Origin of the sequence: Streptomyces barringtoniae, assembly GCF_020819595.1 — a bacterium.
Lineage (GTDB): Bacteria > Actinomycetota > Actinomycetes > Streptomycetales > Streptomycetaceae > Streptomyces > Streptomyces barringtoniae.
The window spans coordinates 367,804-386,749 of the sequence record NZ_JAJHNP010000009.1; the positions used below are offsets into that span (position 1 = coordinate 367,804).

Below are 18,946 nucleotides of genomic sequence, written 5' to 3' on the forward strand. Positions count from 1 at the left end.
TCCCCCATGGCAGGCGAGACCGTCATCACGGTCATCGGCAATCTTGTCGATGACCCCGAGCTGCGCTTCACCCCGTCCGGTGCGGCGGTCGCGAAGTTCCGCGTCGCGTCCACTCCCCGCACCTTCGACCGCCAGACGAACGAGTGGAAGGACGGCGAGAGCCTGTTCCTGACCTGCTCGGTCTGGCGTCAGGCGGCGGAGAACGTCGCCGAGTCGCTCCAGCGAGGCATGCGCGTCATCGTGCAGGGCCGGCTGAAGCAGCGGTCCTACGAGGACCGCGAGGGCGTCAAGCGCACGGTCTACGAGCTGGACGTCGAGGAAGTCGGCCCCAGCCTGCGCAACGCCACGGCCAAGGTCACCAAGACCGCCGGTGGCGCTCGCGGTGGCCAGGGTGGTTACGGCGGCGGTGGCGGCCAGGGTGGCGGCGGCTGGGGCGGAGGCCCCGGTGGCGGCCAGCAGGGCGGCGGCGCTCCGGCCGACGACCCGTGGGCGACCGGCGCTCCCGCCGGTGGCAACCAGGGCGCTGGTCAGGCCGGCGGTGGCTGGGGCGGAGGCTCCGGCGGCGGTGGCGGCTACTCGGACGAGCCCCCCTTCTAGGCCTTGGGCCCGGTCCTGCGGGACCGGCCTGGTCGAGGGTGGGTCGTATCCCAAACTTCTTGATCACACAGGAGAAACACCATGGCGAAGCCGCCTGTGCGCAAGCCGAAGAAGAAGGTCTGCGCTTTCTGCAAGGACAAGGTCACGTACGTGGACTACAAGGACACGAACATGCTGCGGAAGTTCATTTCCGACCGCGGCAAGATCCGTGCCCGCCGCGTGACCGGCAACTGCACGCAGCACCAGCGTGACGTCGCCACGGCCGTCAAGAACAGCCGTGAGATGGCGCTGCTGCCCTACACGTCCACCGCGCGCTAAGGGAAGGGTGACCGACTCATGAAGATCATCCTCACCCACGAGGTCTCCGGCCTCGGTGCCGCTGGCGACGTCGTCGACGTCAAGGACGGTTACGCTCGCAACTACCTGATCCCGCGGAAGTTCGCTATCCGCTGGACCAAGGGTGGCGAGAAGGACGTCGCGCAGATCCGTCGCGCTCGCAAGATCCACGAGATCCAGACCATCGAGCAGGCCAACCAGGTCAAGGCCCAGCTCGAGGGCGTGAAGGTCCGCCTGGCCGTCCGCTCCGGCGACGCCGGCCGTCTCTTCGGTTCCGTCACCCCGGCCGACATCGCGTCCGCGATCAAGGCTTCCGGTGGCCCCGAGGTCGACAAGCGCCGCATCGAGCTGTCCGCCCCGATCAAGACCCTGGGCGCCCACGAGACGTCCGTGCGTCTGCACCCCGAGGTTGCCGCCAAGGTCAACATCGAGGTCGTCGCGGCCTGACGCTGCGCTCGGTTTGAGCAGGTGAGAGGGGTCGCCCCTGCGGGGGCGGCCCCTCTTCGCGTGCGGTGCCGGAATTCTCTGCGCGCCGACGCGGCATGTTTCACGTGAAACCGGGACGGTGTGTCCCTGGTGATCCGGTCAGCGGGTGGCGCCGGTGACGATCCAGCTACCCGAGCGCATGCGCAGCCACAGGGTCAGCATGCGCATGGTCATCATCAGCGTCATCGCGGCCCACAGCGCGGTGAGCCCTCCGCCGAGGGCGGGGATGAGCAGGGCGACCGGAGCGAACACCGCGAGCGTGACGACCATGGCTCCGGCCAGGTACGGCCCGTCGCCGGCGCCCATCAGGATTCCGTCCAGCACGAAGACGATCCCGCAGACGGGTTGCGAGAGCGCCACCATCAGCAGCGCGGGCACTGCCGCGTCCTTGACCACGGAGTCGCTGGTGAACAACGGCAGGAACAGCGGACGGGCGGCCACCACGAGCAGACCGAGGACCACACCGGTCGCGATGCCCCACTGGACCATGCGACGGCAGGCCTCACGCGCTCCTTGCGCGTCGTTCGCACCGAGATAGCGCCCGATGATGGCCTGTCCTGCGATCGCTATCGCGTCGAGAGCGAAGGCAAGCAGGTTCCACAGGGACAGGATGATCTGGTGGGCGGCGATATCGGCGTCGCCCAGATGCGCCGCGACCGCCGTCGCGATCATCAGGATCGCCCGCAGAGACAGCGTGCGGACCAGGAGTGGAACGCCTGCCTGGGCCGAGGCACGGATTCCGGCGGCGTCCGGGCGCAGGGGAGCCTTGTGCCGACGGGCCCCGCGTACGACCACGGTCAGATAGACGGCTGCCATGCCGCACTGGGCGATGACCGTGCCCCAGGCCGATCCGGCGATGCCGAGCCCGGCGCCGTAGACGAGTCCCGCATTCAGGGCGCCGTTGACGACGAAGCCCGCGACGGCAACGTATAGCGGGGTTCTGGTGTTCTGCAGTCCGCGCAGCACTCCCGTCGCGGCGAGGACGACCAGCATGGCCGGGATGCCCAGCGAGGAGATGCGCAGATACGTCGTGGCGTAGGGGGCCGCGGTCGTGGAGGCGCCGAAGAGGTGCACGAGGCCGGGGGCCAGGGGAAGGACGACGGCGATGACGGCGATGCCGAGCAGCAGTGCCAGCCAGATGCCGTCCATGCCCTGGCGGATCGCGGCCCGCAGATCGCCGGCGCCGACGCGCCGGGCCACGGCGGCGGTGGTGGCGTAGGCGAGAAAGACGAAGACGCTCACCGCAGTGGTGAGCAGGGCCGAGGCGACGCCGAGGCCGGCGAGTTGGGCGGTCCCGAGATGGCCGACGATGGCACTGTCCGCCATGACGAAGAGAGGCTCGGCGACGAGTGCGCCGAAGGCCGGGACGGCCAGCGCGACGATCTCTCTGTCGTGCCGCTGTCGGGTGGCCTCGGGTATCGGGGGAGCCTGTGTCATGTGCACTAATCTAATCGTCCACAGGTAAGTGATGCAATGCGTTAGTGGTCCTTACGTCTGCTCTCTCGATGTGTCGTTTCGCGCACCGTTCGAAGCGATCTCGGCCCGACTGGAGAAGTTTTTCTTCTGCACAGCCGGTGGATGGCAATGGTGCAGGTCAGAGCGATCTTGTGTGCGGACGGGAGGGCTTGTTCACAGGGCTGTCCACCGGGTCGTGCACAGGTTTCGGCGAGTTCTCCACAGCATCCGGGCCGTCGTCCACATGGCCTGTGGATAACCAGATTGGCTGACGGTGCCGACGGGCCTACCGTTGTCCGGCGCCCGCTCCTTCCCTCGGCCCGGAAAGCATGCTTTCCGCGGCCCGGGAATCGTCGCAAATCCGACGCGTCGGAACCGGAGTTGGGTCTCTCATTTGTCAGTGTCGTGCCGTACAAAAGAGGACACGGCGAGGTCCGCCGTGCGGACGGGAGGAGGTGGCTCGGTGAGCATTTCCGAGCCCTTGGACGATCCGTGGGCCGATGCCGGACCCAGTGATCGTCTGCCGGCCTCCCGTCGACGCGGTGACGACGGCCGGGGTCGTGACGAACGGCACGACCGGGGCCAGGAGAACGCCTCCTGGGACGGCGGAGGTTCCTCCTTCGAGCGGGTGCCACCGCAGGACCTGGATGCCGAACAGTCGGTGCTGGGCGGCATGCTGCTGTCCAAGGACGCCATCGCCGACGTCGTCGAGATCCTCAAGGGCCACGACTTCTACAAGCCGGCGCACGAGACGATCTACCAGGCGATCCTGGACGTCTACGCCAAGGGCGAGCCGGCCGACCCGATCACCATCGCCGCCGAACTCACCAAGCGCGGCGAGATCAACAAGGTCGGCGGGGCCGCGTATCTGCACAGCCTCGTCCAGACCGTGCCGACGGCGGCCAACGCCGAGTACTACGCGGAGATCGTCCATGAGCGGGCGGTGCTGCGCCGCCTGGTCGAAGCGGGCACACGCATCACGCAGATGGGATACGCGGCCGACGGCGATGTGGACGAGATCGTCAACCGCGCCCAGGCCGAGATCTACGCCGTCACCGAGCAGCGCACCAGTGAGGACTACCTGCCGCTCGGCGACATCATGGAAGGCGCTCTCGACGAGATCGAGGCGATCGGCTCGCGCAGCGGTGAGATGACCGGTGTGCCGACCGGCTTCACCGACTTCGACTCGCTGACCAATGGTCTGCACCCCGGTCAGATGATCGTCATCGCCGCCCGACCCGCCATGGGTAAGTCCACGCTCGCGCTGGACTTCGCGCGGGCCGCCTCGATCAAGCACAACCTGCCGAGCGTCATCTTCTCCCTCGAGATGGGCCGCAACGAGATCGCGATGCGTCTGCTGTCCGCCGAGGCCCGGGTCGCCCTGCACCACATGCGGTCCGGCACGATGACCGACGAGGACTGGACCAGGCTCGCCCGGCGTATGCCGGACGTCTCGGCCGCGCCGCTCTACATCGACGACTCCCCCAACCTGTCGATGATGGAGATCCGCGCCAAGTGCCGGCGCCTGAAGCAGCGCAACGACCTGAAGCTGGTCGTCATCGACTACCTCCAGCTGATGCAGTCCGGCGGCTCCAAGCGTGCCGAGAGCCGTCAGCAGGAGGTCTCGGACATGTCCCGTAACCTCAAGCTGCTCGCCAAGGAGCTGGAGATCCCGGTCATCGCGCTCTCCCAGCTCAACCGTGGCCCCGAGCAGCGCACGGACAAGAAGCCGATGGTCTCCGACCTGCGTGAGTCGGGCTCCATCGAGCAGGACGCCGACATGGTCATCCTCCTGCACCGCGAGGACGCCTACGAGAAGGAGTCCCCGCGCGCGGGCGAGGCCGACCTGATCGTGGCCAAGCACCGTAACGGCCCCACGGCCACCATCACGGTCGCCTTCCAGGGCCACTACTCCCGCTTCGTGGACATGGCCCAGACCTGATCCGGAAGCCGGCCCTGGGGGACGGCTTCCGCCCGGGGCCAATGAACTCGACGTCCGCCGCCCGAGCAGATGAACTTGGCGCATGACGTCATCTCAGGAAGAGCTGCTTCCCGGAACGCGCCGCGCCCTGCTGCACCGGATCGCCGTCGCCCAGGCCGAAGGGCGGGCGCCGTCGCTGGTCGCGGCCGTGGCGCGGGGCGGGCAGGCCGTGTGGCACGGGGCGCGGACCTCGGTGGACGGGCACGGGCCGGACGAGAACGTGCAGTACAGGATCGGGTCCATCACCAAGACCTTCACCGCCGTCCTGGTGATGCGGCTGCGCGACGAGGGCCTGCTCGACCTCGGTGACCCGCTGGAGAAGCATCTGCCCGGTACCGGCGCGGGCGAGGCGACGATCGCCGAACTGCTCGCTCACACCGCGGGGTTGGCGGCCGAGTCGCCCGGGCCCTGGTGGGAGCGGACCCCGGGCACCCTGCGCCCGGAGCTGAGCGATGTGCTCGGCGAGCAGCCCCTTCTGCACCCCATCGGACGACGGCACCACTACTCCAACCCCGGCTACACCGTGCTCGGCGCGCTGGTGGCGGAACTGCGAGGCGATCCCTGGGAAGAGGTGCTGCGCAGCGAGATCCTCGAGCCTCTCGGACTGCACCGTACGAGCGCGCAGCCGCAGGCTCCGCATGCCGGCGGTTGGGCCGTGCATCCGTGGGCGGACGCGATGCTGCCGGAGCCGCTGGAGGATCTGGGCAGGATGGCGCCGGCCGGCCAACTGTGGTCGACCACGGGGGACCTGGCCCGGTTCGCCGCGTTTCTGGCCGCGGGCGACGACCGGGTGCTGAGCGCGGCGTCGGTGCGGGAGATGCGCACACCTGCGGCGCCCGCCGAGGCGGCGGACGTGCTGGACGGGGCCACGTACGGACTCGGTCTGCAGATCCAACGTCGTGACGGCCGGCTCCTGGTCGGCCACTCCGGTTCGCTGCCGGGTTTCCTGGCGAACCTCACCCTCAGCGTGGAGGACGACGTGGCCGCGGTGGTGCTCGCCAACTGCACCAGCGGACCGCTGCTGGGAGCGGTGGGTGCCGACCTGGTGCGGATCGTCGCCGAGGCGGAACCGCGGATCCCGGAGCCCTGGCGGCCGCTGCCCGAGGTGGACCCGGTCGTCCTGGAGCTGGCGGGGCAGTGGTACTGGGGGACCAACGCCTTCGGTCTTCGGGTGACCGCCGACGGCCTGCTCGCGCTCGGTCCGCTCACCGGCAGCGGCCGGCGCTCCCGCTTCCGCTCCAACGGTGACGGCAGCTGGACGGGACTGGAGGGTTATTTCGCCGGAGAGCTGCTGCAGCCGGTACGGCGCACGGACGGGTCTCTGAGCCATCTCGACCTCGGCTCGTTCGTGTTCACCCGTCAGCCGTACGACCCCGAGGCGCCTGTCCCCGGTGGTGTGGATCCTGAGGGGTGGCGGGGCATCGGCTAGTCCTCCTCGGCACAGGGGGGTGTGTTTCACGTGAAACACACCCCCTGTGGCGTACCTGGTCCGGCGGCGCTGTCAGAGCGGCAGTTTGAAGCCCTCGTGCGTGGCGCTGAAACCGAGCCGTTCGTAGAAACGGTGGGCGTCGGTGCGTGCCTTGTCGGACGTCAGCTGCACCATCCGGCACCCCAGTCGGCGGGCGGTGCCGATCGCCCACTCGATCAGCAGGCTGCCGAGGCCGCTGCCCCGTTCATCCGCGTGGACGCGGACGGCCTCGATGAGTGCGCGGGTCGCGCCCTTGCGGGAGAGCCCTGGAATGATCGTGAGCTGGAGCGTCCCGATCACGCGGTCGCCGCGGACGGCGACGACGAGATGCTGGTTCGGGTCGGCCTCCAGGCGTGCCAGCGCGGCCCGGTACGGGGTCATGTCGTCGGGGGACTCGCGCTGGGCGCCGAGTGGATCATCGGCGAGCATCGCGACGATCGCCGGAAGGTCGTCGGCGGTCGCACGTCGTATTTCAAGATCTCCCATGCACGCACCCTATGCAGGCACGTTCAAGGACTCCACGGCCCGTACCAACGGGACCAGTTCGGGGTTCCTGGAGGCCTCGTCCAGGGCCTCGCGAAGGGCGGCGTCATTGGTGGGGCGCGCCTCCTCCAGCAGTCGCAGGCCCGCCTCGGTGACGTTGGTGTAGATGCCGCGCCGGTCGGTGGGGCACAGGTAGCGCTCCAGCAGGCCGCGGTTCTCCAGTCGGGTCACCAGACGTGTGGTGGCGCTCTGGCTGAGCACGACCGCGTCGGCGACCTGCTTCATCTGTAGATGGCCGCCCTCGCCGTCGTGCTGGCGGCTCAGTACATCGAGCAGTGAGTACTCACGCACGCTCAGGTCGTGCTTCGCCTGCAGGGCGCGCTCGATGTGCGCCTCGATCCTTCCGTGCAGGGCGGAGAGGGCGCACCAGCCCTGTGCGAGGGCGGTGAGCGCGGGGTCCGTCGCTGTCATTGGCGTTCTCCTCCGTCCTGGAGCGGCTGCATCCAGAGTAGAGCAAGCCTGCAATAGTGCGCGGTTGCGGTTATCCCGCGTCTGCAACTATTGTGGACGCACGCAAAGCGCACCTGCAATCGTTTGGGAAGGTACCCCCCATGCCTCTCGCGCTCCTGGCCCTTGCCATCGGGGCCTTCGGAATCGGAACGACCGAATTCGTGATCATGGGCTTGCTGCCCGAAGTCGCGGGCGACTTCGGGGTCTCCATCCCCACGGCGGGCCTGCTCGTGACGGGCTACGCGCTCGGTGTGGTCATCGGCGCCCCCCTGATGACCGTGCTCGGCACCAAGGTCTCGCGCAAGCGCACGCTGATGCTGCTGATGGGCCTCTTCATCGCCGGAAACCTGCTCTCCGCGGTCGCCCCCGCCTTCGCGATCATGCTGATAGGACGCGTGGTCGCCTCGCTTGCCCACGGCGCCTTCTTCGGTATCGGCTCCGTCGTGGCGGCCGAGCTGGTGGCGCCCCACAAGAAGGCCGGCGCCATCGCCATGATGTTCACCGGCCTGACTGTCGCCAACGTCATCGGCGTCCCGCTGGGCACGCTTGTCGGCCAGCACGTCGGCTGGCGCGTCACCTTCGCCGTGGTCGCCGTGCTCGGGGTCGTCGGCCTCGCCGGCATCGCCAAGCTGGTACCCGAGATGCCGAGGCCCGAGGGTGTGCACCTGCGGCACGAGCTGGCCGCCTTCAAGAACGCCCAGGTCCTGCTCGCCATGGCGATGACCGTCCTCGGCTTCGGCGGCGTCTTCGCGGCCATCACGTACATCGCGCCGATGATGACCCACGTCGCGGGCTTCGCCGACGGCTCGGTGACCTGGCTGCTGGTCCTGTTCGGCCTCGGCATGGTCGGCGGCAACCTCATCGGCGGCAAGTTCGCCGACCGCGCCCTCATGCCGATGCTGTACGTGTCGCTGGGCGCCCTCGCCCTCGTCCTGGCGGTCTTCACGCTCACCGCGCACAACAAGATCGCGGCGGCCGTGACCATCGCCCTGATCGGTGCTCTGGGCTTCGCGACCGTACCGCCGCTGCAGAAGCGCGTTCTCGACCAGGCGCATGGTGCCCCGACGCTGGCGTCGGCCGTGAACATCGGCGCCTTCAACCTGGGCAACGCGCTGTCCGCCTGGCTCGGCGGCATCGTGATCGCGGCCGGCTTCGGCTACACGGCCCCCAACTGGGTCGGCGCCGCCCTCGCCGCGGCCGCACTGGCCCTGGCCGTCCTGTCGGCGGCGCTCGAGCGCCGGAACGGCGCTCGCGGCACCGTGGTCGCCTCCGGGACGCCCGCCGATCGGCAGGCGCCGGTCCACCGCTGAGTCCCTCGCACCACAGAGCCCTCACCCCGCATCCCAAAGACCTCCGTGCCGGGGCCCTCGTCCCCGGCACGGCAAGCACCCCTTCCGTAACACCCGAGGAGAGAACCTCCATGAGCACCATCGCCGTCGCCCCGCTGTCCATCGAGGACGCCGAACTTCTCGTCGCCACCGCCCGCCGCGCGGCCGAGGACGCCAGGGTGACCGTCAGCGTCACCGTCCTGGACGCGGGCGGCCACCTGCTCGCCTTCCGCCGGGACGACCGGGCCGTGCTGATCTCCGGCGAGACCAGCACCCGCAAGGCCTACACGGCACTCCAGCTGAACACCCCCACCGCCGACCTGGTCGAGGCCGTGCAGCCGGGCGGCCTCTTCCACACGCTGCCGACGGCCCTCGACCGGCCCCTGCTGTTCATCGCGGGCGGAGTGCCCATCCACCGGGACGGACGACTGATCGGCGCGATCGGCGTCGGCGGCGGTGCACCGGAGCAGGACCACGGCTTCGCCACCGCGGCCGTACAGGCGCTCGCCTGAGCCGCGACCCCACAGGGACAACGCCGGTCCCGCCGCATGACGCGGCGGGACCGGCGTTCGTCGTACGAGGGCTCAGCCCGCCGCAACGGTCAGCGGTGCGAACCGGCGGGTCCAGTCCCCCGGGAGATCCGTGATGCCATACGTCATGACGGCGTTGAAGGCCACGGAGGCCAGCCCCCGCGCCTTCGCCCATGTCAGCAGTCCCTCATGGCGCACATCGATGTCGGTGCGCAGAGGACGGTCCGTATGGGCCGCCAGCGAGGTGATCAGGGCCTTGGCAGTCTCCGTGTCCCGGGCTACCAGGGGACCGACGACATGGGTGTCCATGTTGGGCCACGCGGCCGTGTAGCCGATGATCCGGCCGTCCTCCTCGGCCACCCGCAGCTGGTCTGCGAAGGCCGGCAGACGGGTGATCAGGGGAGTGCGGTCGGCGCCGAACACCTCCTCGTCGAGACTCAGGATCGCGGGCAGATCCTCCGCGGCGGCAGCACGGGTGAACACGCGGGATTCCGGTCCGCCGGGAGTGAAGCGGCCCCTCAGCATCTCCGCCCTGCCCGTCACCTTGAAGCCCAGCTCCTCGTACAGCGGGCGGCCGTTGGGCGTGGCGTGCAGGGTGAGCGGTGTGGTCCCCATGCTCGACACGACATGGCGCATCAGGCGGCGCCCCACGCCCTGGCGGGCATGACGTCCGGCCACCAGGACCATGCCGATGGCGCCGAGATCCGGACGCCCCCACGGGCCGTACTCCGTCACGACACATGCGGCGACGAGACCACCCTGAGGGTCGTCGATACCGAAGCCCTTTCCGGCGGTGAGGAGGAATCCCCACTTGTGTTCCTCCCGTGGCCACCCCCGGTCCTCGGACAAGTCGGCGCAGGCGGTGAGATCACGAAGCGTCAGACGGCGGATGGGCAGAGCGGCGAGGGAAGGAGTCGACACGCAGGTCAGGCTGTCCGACCGGCACCCTCGACGTCCACCCGTTTCCCTGCAGACACACGTGCTTTTGGTCATGTCGTGGTCCTATGCACGGCCGGCGGACAGCTGGGCGTGTTTCACGTGAAACATCGGCGGCCGGTTAGCCTCGGGGGCCATGGCGAGACTTCATCTCTTCGATCTTGACGGCACATTGCTGCACGGCAGTACGGCTCCGGTGGAGATTTCGCGCCAGTTGGGGCTGGAAGAGGAGACCGTGGCGCTGGACCGGGCGATCGCTGAGGGGCGGATCGGTCCGCCGGAGTATGCGGCGCAGGTGTACGACCTGTGGTCCGGTCTGACCGAGGCGCATGTGAGCGCCGCGTTCGAGGCGGCTCCCTGGCTGGCCCGCATCCGTGAGGTCTGGGCGGAGATCACAGAGGCGGGCGAATACTGCGCGGTGGTGTCGCTCTCGCCGTCCTTCTTCGTGGAACGCCTACTCGACTGGGGTGCTCACGCGGCCCATGGATCCCGCTTCCCGGCCGTTCCGTTCACCGAGCCCGTGGATCCGTCCGGGGCGCTCAGTGCCGCGGCCAAGGTGACCATTGCCGACCGGCTCTGCGAGGAGTTCGGCGTGGCACGGGCGGACTGTGTGGCGTACGGCGACTCGATGTCGGACAAGGAGCTGTTTGCTGTCGTACCGGTTTCCGTGGCGGTCAATGGGGACGCCCACCTGGCAGGACTCGCTACGCACTCCTACACGGGGCGGGATCTGTGGGACGCCTATGAATTGGTTCGTCCTGCCCTGTAGTTGTCGGACTGCATGGTTCGCGCCCTTGCTGGATTCGTGAGGAAGGAAGGGGGGACTTGTGTGCGCGGCGATCGCCGGTAGGGTCGACCCCGGTTCACGTCCGGGATGGGGTCCACGGTCCCGTGCGGGCCGAGAGCAGGGCAAGCAGCCTAACGGGACGGAAAGCGCGAGACCCGCGTTTCCGGGTATGCGACCGCGGCATCCGATCGGGATGCAACGCTGCGGGGTGCTACGGCAGGCCGCCCGCCGGGGGAAAGCATGCACCTCCTTCGAGGAGGGGGTGCGCAGACCGACCGCAAAACGTTCGAGGCGAGGCACACCATGGACGCTCCGACCACCACGTCGGGGGAGAACGGCATGTCGGGCGGGTCCGGCTGGTTCACTCCGCGCTCGGCACCGCCGGCTCCGCCGCCGGACAGCCCAGAGCTCGTGCCTGCTCAGCGGCCGGCGCCGGCCGTCGAGGAGGGGTCTGCGGACGCCATCCTCATACGCCGCACGATGGCCGAGATAGGCCCGATCGCCGACAAGGTCACCTCTTACTTCTACGCGCTGCTCTTCGTCCGCCATCCCGAGCTGCGGGCACTGTTCCCGGCCGCGATGGACAGCCAGCGTGAGCGCCTGCTGAAGGCGCTGCTCACCGCGGCCGAGCACCTGGACAACACCTCGGTCCTCGTCGACTACCTGCAGGGCCTGGGCCGTGGACACCGCAAGTACGGGACGCGCGCCGAACACTATCCGGCCGTCGGGGAATGCCTGATCGGCGCGTTGAGCAGGTACGCCGCCTCGGTCTGGAGCCCTGAGGCCGAGGCGGCCTGGGTGCGGGCGTACACGACGATCTCCCAGGTCATGATCGACGCCGCGGCGGCGGACGAACTGCGGGCCCCGGCCTGGTGGCAGGCCGAGATCGTCACCCACGACCTCAGAACCCCCGATGTCGCGGTCCTCACCGTCCGCCCCGGCCAGCCCTATCCCTTCCTCGCGGGCCAGTACACGAGCGTGGAGACACCCTGGTGGCCACGGGTGTGGCGGCACTACTCGTTCGCGTCCGCGCCCCGCTCGGACGGTCTGCTGACGTTCCATGTGAAGGCCGTACCGGCCGGCTGGGTCTCCAATGCGCTGGTGCACCGTGCGCGGCCCGGGGACGTCATACGCCTCGGGCCGCCGACCGGTTCCATGACCGTCGACCATACGACCGACAGCGGACTGCTCTGCCTGGGCGGCGGCACCGGCATAGCGCCCATCAAGGCTCTGGTCGAGGACGTCGCCGAGCGTGGGGCGCGTCGGCCTGTCGAGGTGTTCTACGGCGCCCGCACCGACCACGACCTCTACGACATCGACACCATGCTCCGGCTCCAGCAGAGTCACCCCTGGCTGTCCGTCCGGGCGGTCATCGACCAGCTGGCCCACATCCAGCTCCCTGATGCCCTGCGCGAGTACGGCCCCTGGAACGAGTACGACGCCTATCTCTCGGGCCCGCCCGGAATGATCCGCAGCGGTATCGACACGCTCCGGGACATCGGGATCCCGTCGGGCCGCATACGGCATGACTCGGTGGAGGAACTGCTCGTCGTCGGGAACTGAGCGCGCTAACCGAGGTCGGGAGCGTGCATGGCGCGCACACCTTCGATGTTGCCGTCCAGATAGTGGCGCAGCGACAGCGGGACCAGGTGGACGGAGGCGATGCCGACCCGGGTGAAGGGGACGCGGACGATCTCGTACTCACCGGCCGGTTCGTCCACTTCGGGGCCGTGCCGCCGGGCCGGGTCCATGGACTCCAGCCGGCAGACGAAGAAATGCTGCACCTTAACGCCGGTCGCGCCGCCGTCCTCGCCGATGTGCTCGACGGTGTCGACGAAGCACGGCACCACATCTGTGATCTTGGCGCCGAGTTCCTCGGACACCTCTCGGTGCAGGGCGTCCACAACGGTGGGGTCCTCGGCCTCGACCCCACCACCGGGAGTGACCCAGTAGGGATCGACACCGGGCTTGGTGCGCTTGATCAGGATCAGGTCGTCACCGTCGAGGAGAATGGCACGGGCGGTGCGCTTGACCACGGGTCGGACGGTCATGGGAGAAATGTGGCCCGGCTGGTTCCACGTGAAACATCGCGAGGAGTCACCTTGTGATCGCCTTCCGTGGAGGCTGTGCCGGCAGTCTCAGCACCAAGCCGTGGCCGCCCGCTGAAGCCACTCATGGGCTCGCGCGATGTGAGGCATGGCGAGGGTGCCGGTGCGCACCACCAGGAAGTAGGTGCGCAGAGGCGGTACGGCCGGATCGTGCAGCATCGAGATCGTGCCGTCATCGAGGGCGGAGGCACACAGATAGCGGGGCAGCACCGCGAGTCCGGCACCCGCGATCGCGCAGGCGAGTACCGCGCGCAGATCCGGAACGATGACCGTGCCCGAGGCGGCTGGGCGTGAGTCGAAGACGGAGGCCCAGTAGCGCGAGACGAAGGGCAGCGACTCGTGGACCTCGACGACGGGCAGATTCTCCAGTGCGGGCGCCCCTTTCAGGCGCAGCGCCTCCGCACCGATCCGCTCCAGCCAGCGAGGTGCGGCGACCAGCACGTGTTCCTCGTCGCAGAGCGGAGCCGCGGTGAGCAGGGCCCCGCGTGGACGCGCCGTGCTGATGGCCAGATCATGATGTCCGGCGGCCAGTCCCTCCAGCGTTTCCTCCGCTGTGCCGAAGGAGGCGCGGAGCGCGAATCCCTGGCCGTCGTCACCGGTGAGCTCCGTCAGGGCGGGCAGGGCGCGTTCGGCGGTGAACTCGGGCGGGCCGGCGAGGTGGAGGGTTCTGAGCGAGGACTCGTCGTCCAGGCCGCTCTCGGCTATCTCGACCAGGGCGTCGAGATGGGGAGCGGCCTTGTGCGCGAGCTCGTCGCCGATGGTCGTCGGGGTCACTCCGCGTGCCTGACGGAGGAAGAGAGGCCTGCCGAGCTGCCGTTCCAGTGTGCGGATCTGCGAGGTGACGGCGGGCTGGGAGAGGCCGAGGAGGGCGGCGGCGCGGGTGAAGGAACCAGCCCGGTGCACCGTGACGAAAGTGCGCAGCAAGGCCAGGTCCATGGCGTGTCCTCCCCTGTCTCTGCCCCCCTCCGGCCCCCAGGCAGGCCCCAACTATAAATAAGTCGATAGGTCTCTGTCGCTAGCGTGATTGGACACTGACAGAGAGTCAACTAGCCTTGTTCGCGCGGTTCTTCGCGCGCAGGAACCGAAGACGGTCCGAGCCACGAGGGGGGAGGCTCGGACCGTCGTGCACCGTCGGCCGGACGGCCACGGCTCACTCGGCGGACTCGGCCGACTCGTCCAGGGCCCGCAGCACGTCGGCGATCAGATCCTCGGGGTCCTCGGCGCCGACGGACATACGGATGAAGCCTTCCGGGACCGCGTCCCCGCCCCAGCGGCGCCGCCGCTCGGCCGTGGAACGCACCCCGCCGAAGCTCGTGGCGTCCTCCACCAGGCGCAGGGCCTCGAGGAAACGTTCGGCACGCGCGCGTGTGGGCAGCGTGAAGGAGACCACGCAGCCGTAGCGGCGCATCTGCTGCGCGGCGGTCTTGTGCGAGGGGTCGTCGGGCAGTCCGGGGTAGCGCAGGCCGGACACCTCCGGCCGCTGTCTCAGCGCCTCGGCGACCGCGAGGGCGGTGGCGTTCTGCCGGTCGACGCGCAGCTGGAGCGTGGCGATGGACCGGTGCGCGAGCCAGGCCTCCATGGGCCCGGAGATCGCCCCGACGATCTTGCGCCAGCGCCGTACGGCGGCCATCGCCTCGGCGTTACGGCCGGCGACATAGCCCAGCAGCACGTCACCGTGGCCGGTGAGCTGCTTGGTGCCGCTGGCCACGGAGAAGTCGGCGCCCAGCTCCAGCGGACGCTGCCCGAGCGGGGTGGCGAGGGTGTTGTCGACGGCCACCAGGGCGCCCTGCGCGTGGGCCGCCTGCACCAGCCGCCGGATGTCGCACACGTCGAGCCCCGGGTTCGACGGGGACTCGATCCACAGCAGCCGGGCGCCGTCGAGAACCTCCAGCTGGGCGTCGCCGCCGGTGGGGGCGGTACGCACCTCGACGCCGTACGCCTCCAGCTGGGCGCGGACCAGCGGCAGCACCTGATAGCCGTCGGAGGGCAGCACGACGGCGTCCCCGGCGCGCAGCTGGGAGAACAGCACCGAGGAGATCGCCGCCATGCCGGAGGCGAAGACCAGCGTCTCGACGTCGTCCCGCCCGGGCGCCTCGAGCTCGCCGATGGCCCGCTCCAGCAGCGTCCAGGTCGGGTTGTCGTCACGGCCGTACGAGTACGGGCCCGTCACCTCGCCGGGCAGGTGGAAGTGCGCCGCGAACACCGGTCCGGGCAGGGTCGGCTCGTGCTTGACCGGTTCGGGCAGTCCGGCGCGTACCGCGCGCGTGCCGTCGCCGGTACGGCTCCGGTCCTTGGGGATGTCTGTCATGCGGCCCGCCCTTCCAGCTGCTCGCGTACGGCGGCGAGCAGACCGACGCTCGCCGCCTCGACCATCTCGAGGCACTCCTCGAAGCCGTCCCGCTGTCCGTAGTACGGGTCCGGCACGTCGAGGTCGTGACCGGCGGTGGGATCGTACGAGCGCAGCAGGCGGACCTTGCGTGCGTCGTCCTCGGAGGGCGCGAGGCGGCGCAGGGCCTTGAGGTGACCGGCGTCGAGGGCGATCACCAGGTCGAGGTGGGAGAACCACGACGACTGGAACTGGCGCGCGACGTGGTCGCTGTCGTAGGCGTGCTCCTCGAGGACCGCGACGGTCCGCGGGTCGGCGGGCTCGCCCTCGTGCCAGCCGCCGGTGCCGGCGCTGTCGACCTCCACCCGGTCATCCAGGCCGGCCTCCGCCACACGCGCGCGGAAGACGGATGCGGCCATCGGGGAGCGGCAGATGTTGCCGGTGCACACGAAACAGACGCGGTAGGTCATGGTGCGCTCAGTCCTCGTCGGGCAGGACGACGTGCAGTGCCCAGGAGACGATGGAGATGATCAGACCGCCGACGACGGCCGTCCAGAAGCCCTGGACATGGAAGCTCAGGTCGAGCTTGCCGCATACCCAGGAAGTCAGCAGCAGCATCAGAGCGTTCACGACCAGGGTGATCAGGCCCAGGGTCAGGATGAACAAGGGGAAGGTGAGGACCTTCACGATCGGCTTGACCAGCCAGTTCACCAGGCCGAAGATCAGCGCGACGACGATCAGCGTGCCGGCCTTCTTGGCCGTGCTGTCACCCGTCAGGGTGATCTTGTCCAACAGCCACACAGCGACCGCCAGGGCGCCCGCGTTGGCGATCGTCTTGACTACGAAATTCTTCATGTGTCTGATCGTGGCAGACCGGATCGGAACAGAGCAGAGGCGAGGGCGAGTGCGGCGATGAAGGCATTCCGGCTGGACGACCTGGAGGCGGAGCGCGCCGCCAACGAGGGGGCGTACCTTCAGTTCCTGCGGGAGCGGAACATGTCCGTCGGCCTGTACGCCCTCAACGCGGGCGAACACGACCCCCAGAAGCCGCACAACCAGGACGAGGTGTACTTCGTCGTCAGCGGCCGGGCGTCGATCACGGTGGGACTGGAGACCACCGAGGTGGCGCGGGGCAGCGTGGTGTACGTGCCGGCCGGGGTCGCCCACAAGTTCCACCACATCAGCGAGGACCTGAGGGTTCTGGTCGTCTTCTCTCCGCCCGAGGCGTGAGCCGGGGCCCCAGGGTTCCCTAGGGGACGGCTCAGGGGAGGACAAGGGATGCGAGGCCCCCGCGGGACCCCTCGCCGGCCCTAGCATCGAGTGCAGAACATCCAGGCCGTACGTGAAAAGGCGTACGAGCACTCAGACGTACGAGAACGCAAAGGACGAGGGCGATGCGAGAGATCTTCGCGGGACTGCCGTGGTGGGTGAAGTGGGTCGCGGTGCCGGTCATCGCCCTGGTCGTGTTCGGCGGCCTGATAGTAACGGTGCTCAACATCGTGATCGGCCTGCTCTTCAAGGCGCTGGTCTTCGTCGCCCTGGTCGGCGGGCTCATCTACATCGTGCGCAAGTTCTTGTCGAACTCATCGTCACGCAGCGACTGGTGACGGACCCGGGGAACTGGTGACCGGCGACGGCATCACCGGTCCTGGCAAGGCGATCACCGGTTTCCCTCGGGCGAGGGAAGTTTCCCCGTGGGGCCGTCTGCGGGCGGCGGCGGACGATTAGAGTCCGGACTCCCGCGGGGTGCGGCCCCGCGGGCGGCGCAGATCCCCTCCGTGCTCTTCCCCTGCACGGGCTGCCCCTCGCGCTCCGGGAGTGACCCTTGGCCACGGTTGACACCGCACCGGCAGAACCGCACGCACCCCCCACCCCACCGCGCTCCTGCGCGCCCCCCGCCCAGCGGCCGCCCTCCGTCGTGGTCCCCGGACAACCGCAGCCCACCTCCTCCTCCGGGCCGCCGCACACGATCGACGTCCCCGGAGTGCCCCACCGCACGGACGTCTGCGGGCCGCCGCATCGGACGGACCCTCCCGTGCCGCACCCCGCCGACGCCCCCGGCTCGCCGGCCGCCGCGACGCTCATCGGATCCGTCCAGCGCGCCATGCGCCTGCTGGAGGCCGTCGCCACACATGTGTACGGCGCCCCCGCCAAACAACTCGCCCGCGAGACCGGCCTGGCCCTCCCGACGACCTACCACCTGCTGCGCACCCTGGTGCACGAGGGCTATCTGCGGCGCGAGAAGGGGCTGTTCTTCCTCGGCGACGCGGCCGAACGGCTGGGCAGCAGCGGAGCACAGCAGAAACGTCGCAGCGCGGTGGCGGACACGCTCGCGCACTGGCGCGATTCCATCGGAGTGCCGGTGTACTACGCGATGTACCGGGACGGCGAGATCGAGGTCATGTGCGTCTCCGACTCCCCCGAGGCGCCGGCGGTCGAGGAGTGGGCCGACTTCCGCGAGACCGGTCACGCGCATGCCATCGGGCAGTGTCTGCTCTCCCAGCTGGACGAGGACGCCCGCCGCGACCACCTCGCGCGCTATCCCGTGCAGCCCATCACTCCGTACACGGTGCGTGACAACGACGCCCTGTTGCGCCGGCTCGCCCGGATGCCGCGCATGGAGCCGGTGGTGGAGCGTCAGGAGTACGCGCTCGGGACGGTCTGCGCGGCGGTCCCGATCACGGTCGGCACCACGGTGGCCACGATGGCCATGTCGCTGCCCGCCCATCAGGCCGACCGGCTGTTGCCCGCGGCGCGTCGGCTGCAGACGGAGATCGGGCGGCATCTGGGGGCACTCACCCTCTCTATCAGTATCTGAAAACTTACTCCTTGTGATCTGCTGTGTACGTTCAGCAAGATTTGACCACGGTTTAGAGGGATCAGTCCCGGCCAGTCGACGTCCATACGACGGGGTAGACGATGCGCGAGTCCGTACAGGCAGAAGTCATGATGAGCTTTCTCGTGTCGGAGGAGCTCTCCTTCCGCATTCCGGTGGAGTTGCGCTACGAGACCAGTGATCCCTATGCCGTCCGGCTCACCTTCCATCTGCCCGGTGATGCGCCGGTGACCTGGGCGTTCGGGCGCGAACTGCTGATCGACGGCGTCGGCCGGCCGTGCGGCGAAGGGGATGTGCACATCGCACCCGCCGACTGCGAGGTGCTGGGCGAGGTGCTGATCAGGCTTCAGGTCGGCAGTGACCAGGCCCTGTTCCGTTCCTCCGCGCCGCCGCTGGTGGCTTTCCTGGACCGGACGGACAAGCTCGTGCCGCTCGGCCAGGAGGGCGCGCTGGCCGACTTCGACGCCCATCTGGAAGAGGCCCTGGACCGCATCCTGGCCGAGGAGCAGAGCGCCGGCTGAAGCGTTACGGCATGGGGCACCGGATGCTCCGCCGTGCCGCGTGGAATCGTGCAGGAACGCTTCTGCACGAGGAGCCGAGAGTCGGCAGGCCGACCTCGCTCGCTGCCGCTCGCGTCGGCTTGCTCGCCCTACCGCTTCCGGCGTCGCCCCCGGCCGCCGCGTGCCGGGACGGGTTGTGCCCCGGCCGGTGCCGGGGTGCCCGGGCCGGTTCGGTCGGCCGAGACCACCAGGGCGGCGAGCAGTGTGGTGACCGGGACA

22 protein-coding genes are annotated in these 18,946 nt (G+C 69.3%); 13 read left to right on the plus strand and 9 right to left on the minus strand.

Annotated features, from left to right (window positions below):
* The first annotated feature begins 6 nt into the window (after nt 1-6).
* From LMU33_RS19085 to rplI, 3 genes are all read left to right on the plus strand, one after another.
* On the plus strand, nt 7-597 hold the full coding sequence (locus LMU33_RS19085; RefSeq protein ID WP_228621674.1) for a single-stranded DNA-binding protein: 591 nt from the start codon (nt 7-9) through the stop codon (nt 595-597).
* Between the two features lie 81 nt (nt 598-678).
* Entirely contained in the window at nt 679-915 is a 237-nt protein-coding gene (rpsR, locus tag LMU33_RS19090) for a 30S ribosomal protein S18 (protein WP_003949403.1), read from the plus strand.
* An 18-nt stretch (nt 916-933) separates the two neighbouring features.
* Complete coding sequence (gene rplI, locus LMU33_RS19095; protein ID WP_228621675.1) at nt 934-1,380, plus strand: 50S ribosomal protein L9; 447 nt, start codon at nt 934-936, stop codon at nt 1,378-1,380.
* 138 nt (nt 1,381-1,518) lie between these two features.
* Here rplI and LMU33_RS19100 read toward each other — a convergent pair whose 3' ends face one another.
* A complete protein-coding gene (locus tag LMU33_RS19100; protein ID WP_228621676.1) occupies nt 1,519-2,856 on the minus strand; it encodes an MATE family efflux transporter in 1,338 nt (445 codons plus the stop codon).
* Between the two features lie 481 nt (nt 2,857-3,337).
* Here LMU33_RS19100 and dnaB point away from each other — a divergent pair, with 481 nt between their 5' ends.
* Both dnaB and LMU33_RS19110 read left to right on the plus strand, forming a co-directional pair.
* Nucleotides 3,338-4,816 (plus strand): replicative DNA helicase, encoded by a 1,479-nt coding sequence (gene dnaB / locus LMU33_RS19105; RefSeq protein WP_228621677.1) that lies wholly within the window; start codon nt 3,338-3,340, stop codon nt 4,814-4,816.
* An 82-nt stretch (nt 4,817-4,898) separates the two neighbouring features.
* Nucleotides 4,899-6,284: a serine hydrolase domain-containing protein gene (locus LMU33_RS19110; RefSeq protein ID WP_228621678.1), complete on the plus strand. Its 1,386-nt coding sequence runs from the start codon at nt 4,899-4,901 to the stop codon at nt 6,282-6,284.
* Between the two features lie 72 nt (nt 6,285-6,356).
* Here LMU33_RS19110 and LMU33_RS19115 read toward each other — a convergent pair whose 3' ends face one another.
* Together LMU33_RS19115 and LMU33_RS19120 are read right to left on the minus strand one after the other, a co-directional pair.
* Nucleotides 6,357-6,809, minus strand: a complete 453-nt coding sequence (locus tag LMU33_RS19115) for a GNAT family N-acetyltransferase (RefSeq protein WP_228621679.1) — start codon at nt 6,807-6,809, stop codon at nt 6,357-6,359.
* Nucleotides 6,810-6,818: 9 nt separating this feature from the next.
* A complete protein-coding gene (locus LMU33_RS19120) occupies nt 6,819-7,277 on the minus strand; it encodes a MarR family winged helix-turn-helix transcriptional regulator (RefSeq protein WP_228621680.1) in 459 nt (152 codons plus the stop codon).
* A 140-nt stretch (nt 7,278-7,417) separates the two neighbouring features.
* Here LMU33_RS19120 and LMU33_RS19125 point away from each other — a divergent pair, with 140 nt between their 5' ends.
* Both LMU33_RS19125 and LMU33_RS19130 read left to right on the plus strand, forming a co-directional pair.
* Nucleotides 7,418-8,626: an MFS transporter gene (locus tag LMU33_RS19125; protein WP_228621681.1), complete on the plus strand. Its 1,209-nt coding sequence runs from the start codon at nt 7,418-7,420 to the stop codon at nt 8,624-8,626.
* A gap of 110 nt (nt 8,627-8,736) precedes the next feature.
* Complete coding sequence (locus LMU33_RS19130) at nt 8,737-9,156, plus strand: GlcG/HbpS family heme-binding protein (RefSeq protein WP_228621682.1); 420 nt, start codon at nt 8,737-8,739, stop codon at nt 9,154-9,156.
* A 72-nt stretch (nt 9,157-9,228) separates the two neighbouring features.
* On the opposite strand, the gene LMU33_RS19135 is transcribed toward LMU33_RS19130, so the two are convergent.
* Nucleotides 9,229-10,095, minus strand: a complete 867-nt coding sequence (locus tag LMU33_RS19135; RefSeq protein ID WP_228621683.1) for a GNAT family N-acetyltransferase — start codon at nt 10,093-10,095, stop codon at nt 9,229-9,231.
* A 151-nt stretch (nt 10,096-10,246) separates the two neighbouring features.
* Here LMU33_RS19135 and LMU33_RS19140 point away from each other — a divergent pair, with 151 nt between their 5' ends.
* Nucleotides 10,247-10,879 carry an HAD family hydrolase gene (locus tag LMU33_RS19140; RefSeq protein ID WP_228621684.1) on the plus strand — a complete coding sequence of 211 codons (633 nt, stop codon included), beginning with the start codon at nt 10,247-10,249 and terminating at the stop codon, nt 10,877-10,879.
* 321 nt (nt 10,880-11,200) lie between these two features.
* Nucleotides 11,201-12,460: a globin domain-containing protein gene (locus LMU33_RS19145; protein ID WP_228621685.1), complete on the plus strand. Its 1,260-nt coding sequence runs from the start codon at nt 11,201-11,203 to the stop codon at nt 12,458-12,460.
* Between the two features lie 5 nt (nt 12,461-12,465).
* Here LMU33_RS19145 and LMU33_RS19150 read toward each other — a convergent pair whose 3' ends face one another.
* From LMU33_RS19150 to LMU33_RS19170, 5 genes are all read right to left on the minus strand, one after another.
* Entirely contained in the window at nt 12,466-12,948 is a 483-nt protein-coding gene (locus tag LMU33_RS19150; protein WP_228621686.1) for an NUDIX domain-containing protein, read from the minus strand.
* Between the two features lie 87 nt (nt 12,949-13,035).
* On the minus strand, nt 13,036-13,941 hold the full coding sequence (locus LMU33_RS19155; RefSeq protein ID WP_228621687.1) for a LysR family transcriptional regulator: 906 nt from the start codon (nt 13,939-13,941) through the stop codon (nt 13,036-13,038).
* Nucleotides 13,942-14,155: 214 nt separating this feature from the next.
* Nucleotides 14,156-15,313 carry a cystathionine gamma-lyase gene (locus LMU33_RS19160; protein ID WP_228621688.1) on the minus strand — a complete coding sequence of 386 codons (1,158 nt, stop codon included), beginning with the start codon at nt 15,311-15,313 and terminating at the stop codon, nt 14,156-14,158.
* A complete protein-coding gene (locus LMU33_RS19165) occupies nt 15,310-15,801 on the minus strand; it encodes a low molecular weight protein-tyrosine-phosphatase (RefSeq protein WP_228621689.1) in 492 nt (163 codons plus the stop codon). The genes LMU33_RS19160 and LMU33_RS19165 overlap by 4 nt, the downstream gene beginning before the upstream one ends.
* Before the next feature lie 7 nt (nt 15,802-15,808).
* Entirely contained in the window at nt 15,809-16,186 is a 378-nt protein-coding gene (locus tag LMU33_RS19170; RefSeq protein WP_228621690.1) for a phage holin family protein, read from the minus strand.
* Between the two features lie 57 nt (nt 16,187-16,243).
* Here LMU33_RS19170 and LMU33_RS19175 point away from each other — a divergent pair, with 57 nt between their 5' ends.
* The 4 genes from LMU33_RS19175 to LMU33_RS19190 all read left to right on the plus strand — a co-directional run bounded on the left by LMU33_RS19175 (nt 16,244) and on the right by LMU33_RS19190 (nt 18,688).
* Nucleotides 16,244-16,561 carry a cupin domain-containing protein gene (locus LMU33_RS19175; protein WP_153540230.1) on the plus strand — a complete coding sequence of 106 codons (318 nt, stop codon included), beginning with the start codon at nt 16,244-16,246 and terminating at the stop codon, nt 16,559-16,561.
* Nucleotides 16,562-16,725: 164 nt separating this feature from the next.
* Nucleotides 16,726-16,938 carry a DUF5326 family protein gene (locus tag LMU33_RS19180; protein ID WP_228621691.1) on the plus strand — a complete coding sequence of 71 codons (213 nt, stop codon included), beginning with the start codon at nt 16,726-16,728 and terminating at the stop codon, nt 16,936-16,938.
* A 428-nt stretch (nt 16,939-17,366) separates the two neighbouring features.
* Nucleotides 17,367-18,149, plus strand: coding sequence for an IclR family transcriptional regulator (locus tag LMU33_RS19185; RefSeq protein WP_308280794.1), 783 nt, complete (start codon nt 17,367-17,369; stop codon nt 18,147-18,149).
* A 101-nt stretch (nt 18,150-18,250) separates the two neighbouring features.
* The gene (locus LMU33_RS19190; RefSeq protein ID WP_228621692.1) at nt 18,251-18,688 is read left to right on the plus strand and encodes an SsgA family sporulation/cell division regulator; all 438 of its coding nucleotides are present in this window, start codon (nt 18,251-18,253) and stop codon (nt 18,686-18,688) included.
* Nucleotides 18,689-18,946 lie beyond the last annotated feature (258 nt).

Bases quoted from the DNA above. Each gene is read 5' to 3' on its own strand.
- LMU33_RS19085 (WP_228621674.1), top strand. From the start codon at position 7: ATGGCAGGCGAGACCGTCATCACGGTCATCGGCAATCTTGTCGATGAC.
- rpsR (WP_003949403.1), top strand. From the start codon at position 679: ATGGCGAAGCCGCCTGTGCGCAAGCCGAAGAAGAAGGTCTGCGCTTTC.
- rplI (WP_228621675.1), top strand. From the start codon at position 934: ATGAAGATCATCCTCACCCACGAGGTCTCCGGCCTCGGTGCCGCTGGC.
- LMU33_RS19100 (WP_228621676.1), bottom strand. From the start codon at position 2,856: ATGACACAGGCTCCCCCGATACCCGAGGCCACCCGACAGCGGCACGAC.
- LMU33_RS19110 (WP_228621678.1), top strand. From the start codon at position 4,899: ATGACGTCATCTCAGGAAGAGCTGCTTCCCGGAACGCGCCGCGCCCTG.
- LMU33_RS19115 (WP_228621679.1), bottom strand. From the start codon at position 6,809: ATGGGAGATCTTGAAATACGACGTGCGACCGCCGACGACCTTCCGGCG.
- LMU33_RS19120 (WP_228621680.1), bottom strand. From the start codon at position 7,277: ATGACAGCGACGGACCCCGCGCTCACCGCCCTCGCACAGGGCTGGTGC.
- LMU33_RS19125 (WP_228621681.1), top strand. From the start codon at position 7,418: ATGCCTCTCGCGCTCCTGGCCCTTGCCATCGGGGCCTTCGGAATCGGA.
- LMU33_RS19130 (WP_228621682.1), top strand. From the start codon at position 8,737: ATGAGCACCATCGCCGTCGCCCCGCTGTCCATCGAGGACGCCGAACTT.
- LMU33_RS19140 (WP_228621684.1), top strand. From the start codon at position 10,247: ATGGCGAGACTTCATCTCTTCGATCTTGACGGCACATTGCTGCACGGC.
- LMU33_RS19145 (WP_228621685.1), top strand. From the start codon at position 11,201: ATGGACGCTCCGACCACCACGTCGGGGGAGAACGGCATGTCGGGCGGG.
- LMU33_RS19150 (WP_228621686.1), bottom strand. From the start codon at position 12,948: ATGACCGTCCGACCCGTGGTCAAGCGCACCGCCCGTGCCATTCTCCTC.
- LMU33_RS19155 (WP_228621687.1), bottom strand. From the start codon at position 13,941: ATGGACCTGGCCTTGCTGCGCACTTTCGTCACGGTGCACCGGGCTGGT.
- LMU33_RS19160 (WP_228621688.1), bottom strand. From the start codon at position 15,313: ATGACAGACATCCCCAAGGACCGGAGCCGTACCGGCGACGGCACGCGC.
- LMU33_RS19165 (WP_228621689.1), bottom strand. From the start codon at position 15,801: ATGACCTACCGCGTCTGTTTCGTGTGCACCGGCAACATCTGCCGCTCC.
- LMU33_RS19170 (WP_228621690.1), bottom strand. From the start codon at position 16,186: ATGAAGAATTTCGTAGTCAAGACGATCGCCAACGCGGGCGCCCTGGCG.
- LMU33_RS19175 (WP_153540230.1), top strand. From the start codon at position 16,244: ATGAAGGCATTCCGGCTGGACGACCTGGAGGCGGAGCGCGCCGCCAAC.
- LMU33_RS19180 (WP_228621691.1), top strand. From the start codon at position 16,726: ATGCGAGAGATCTTCGCGGGACTGCCGTGGTGGGTGAAGTGGGTCGCG.
- LMU33_RS19190 (WP_228621692.1), top strand. From the start codon at position 18,251: ATGCGCGAGTCCGTACAGGCAGAAGTCATGATGAGCTTTCTCGTGTCG.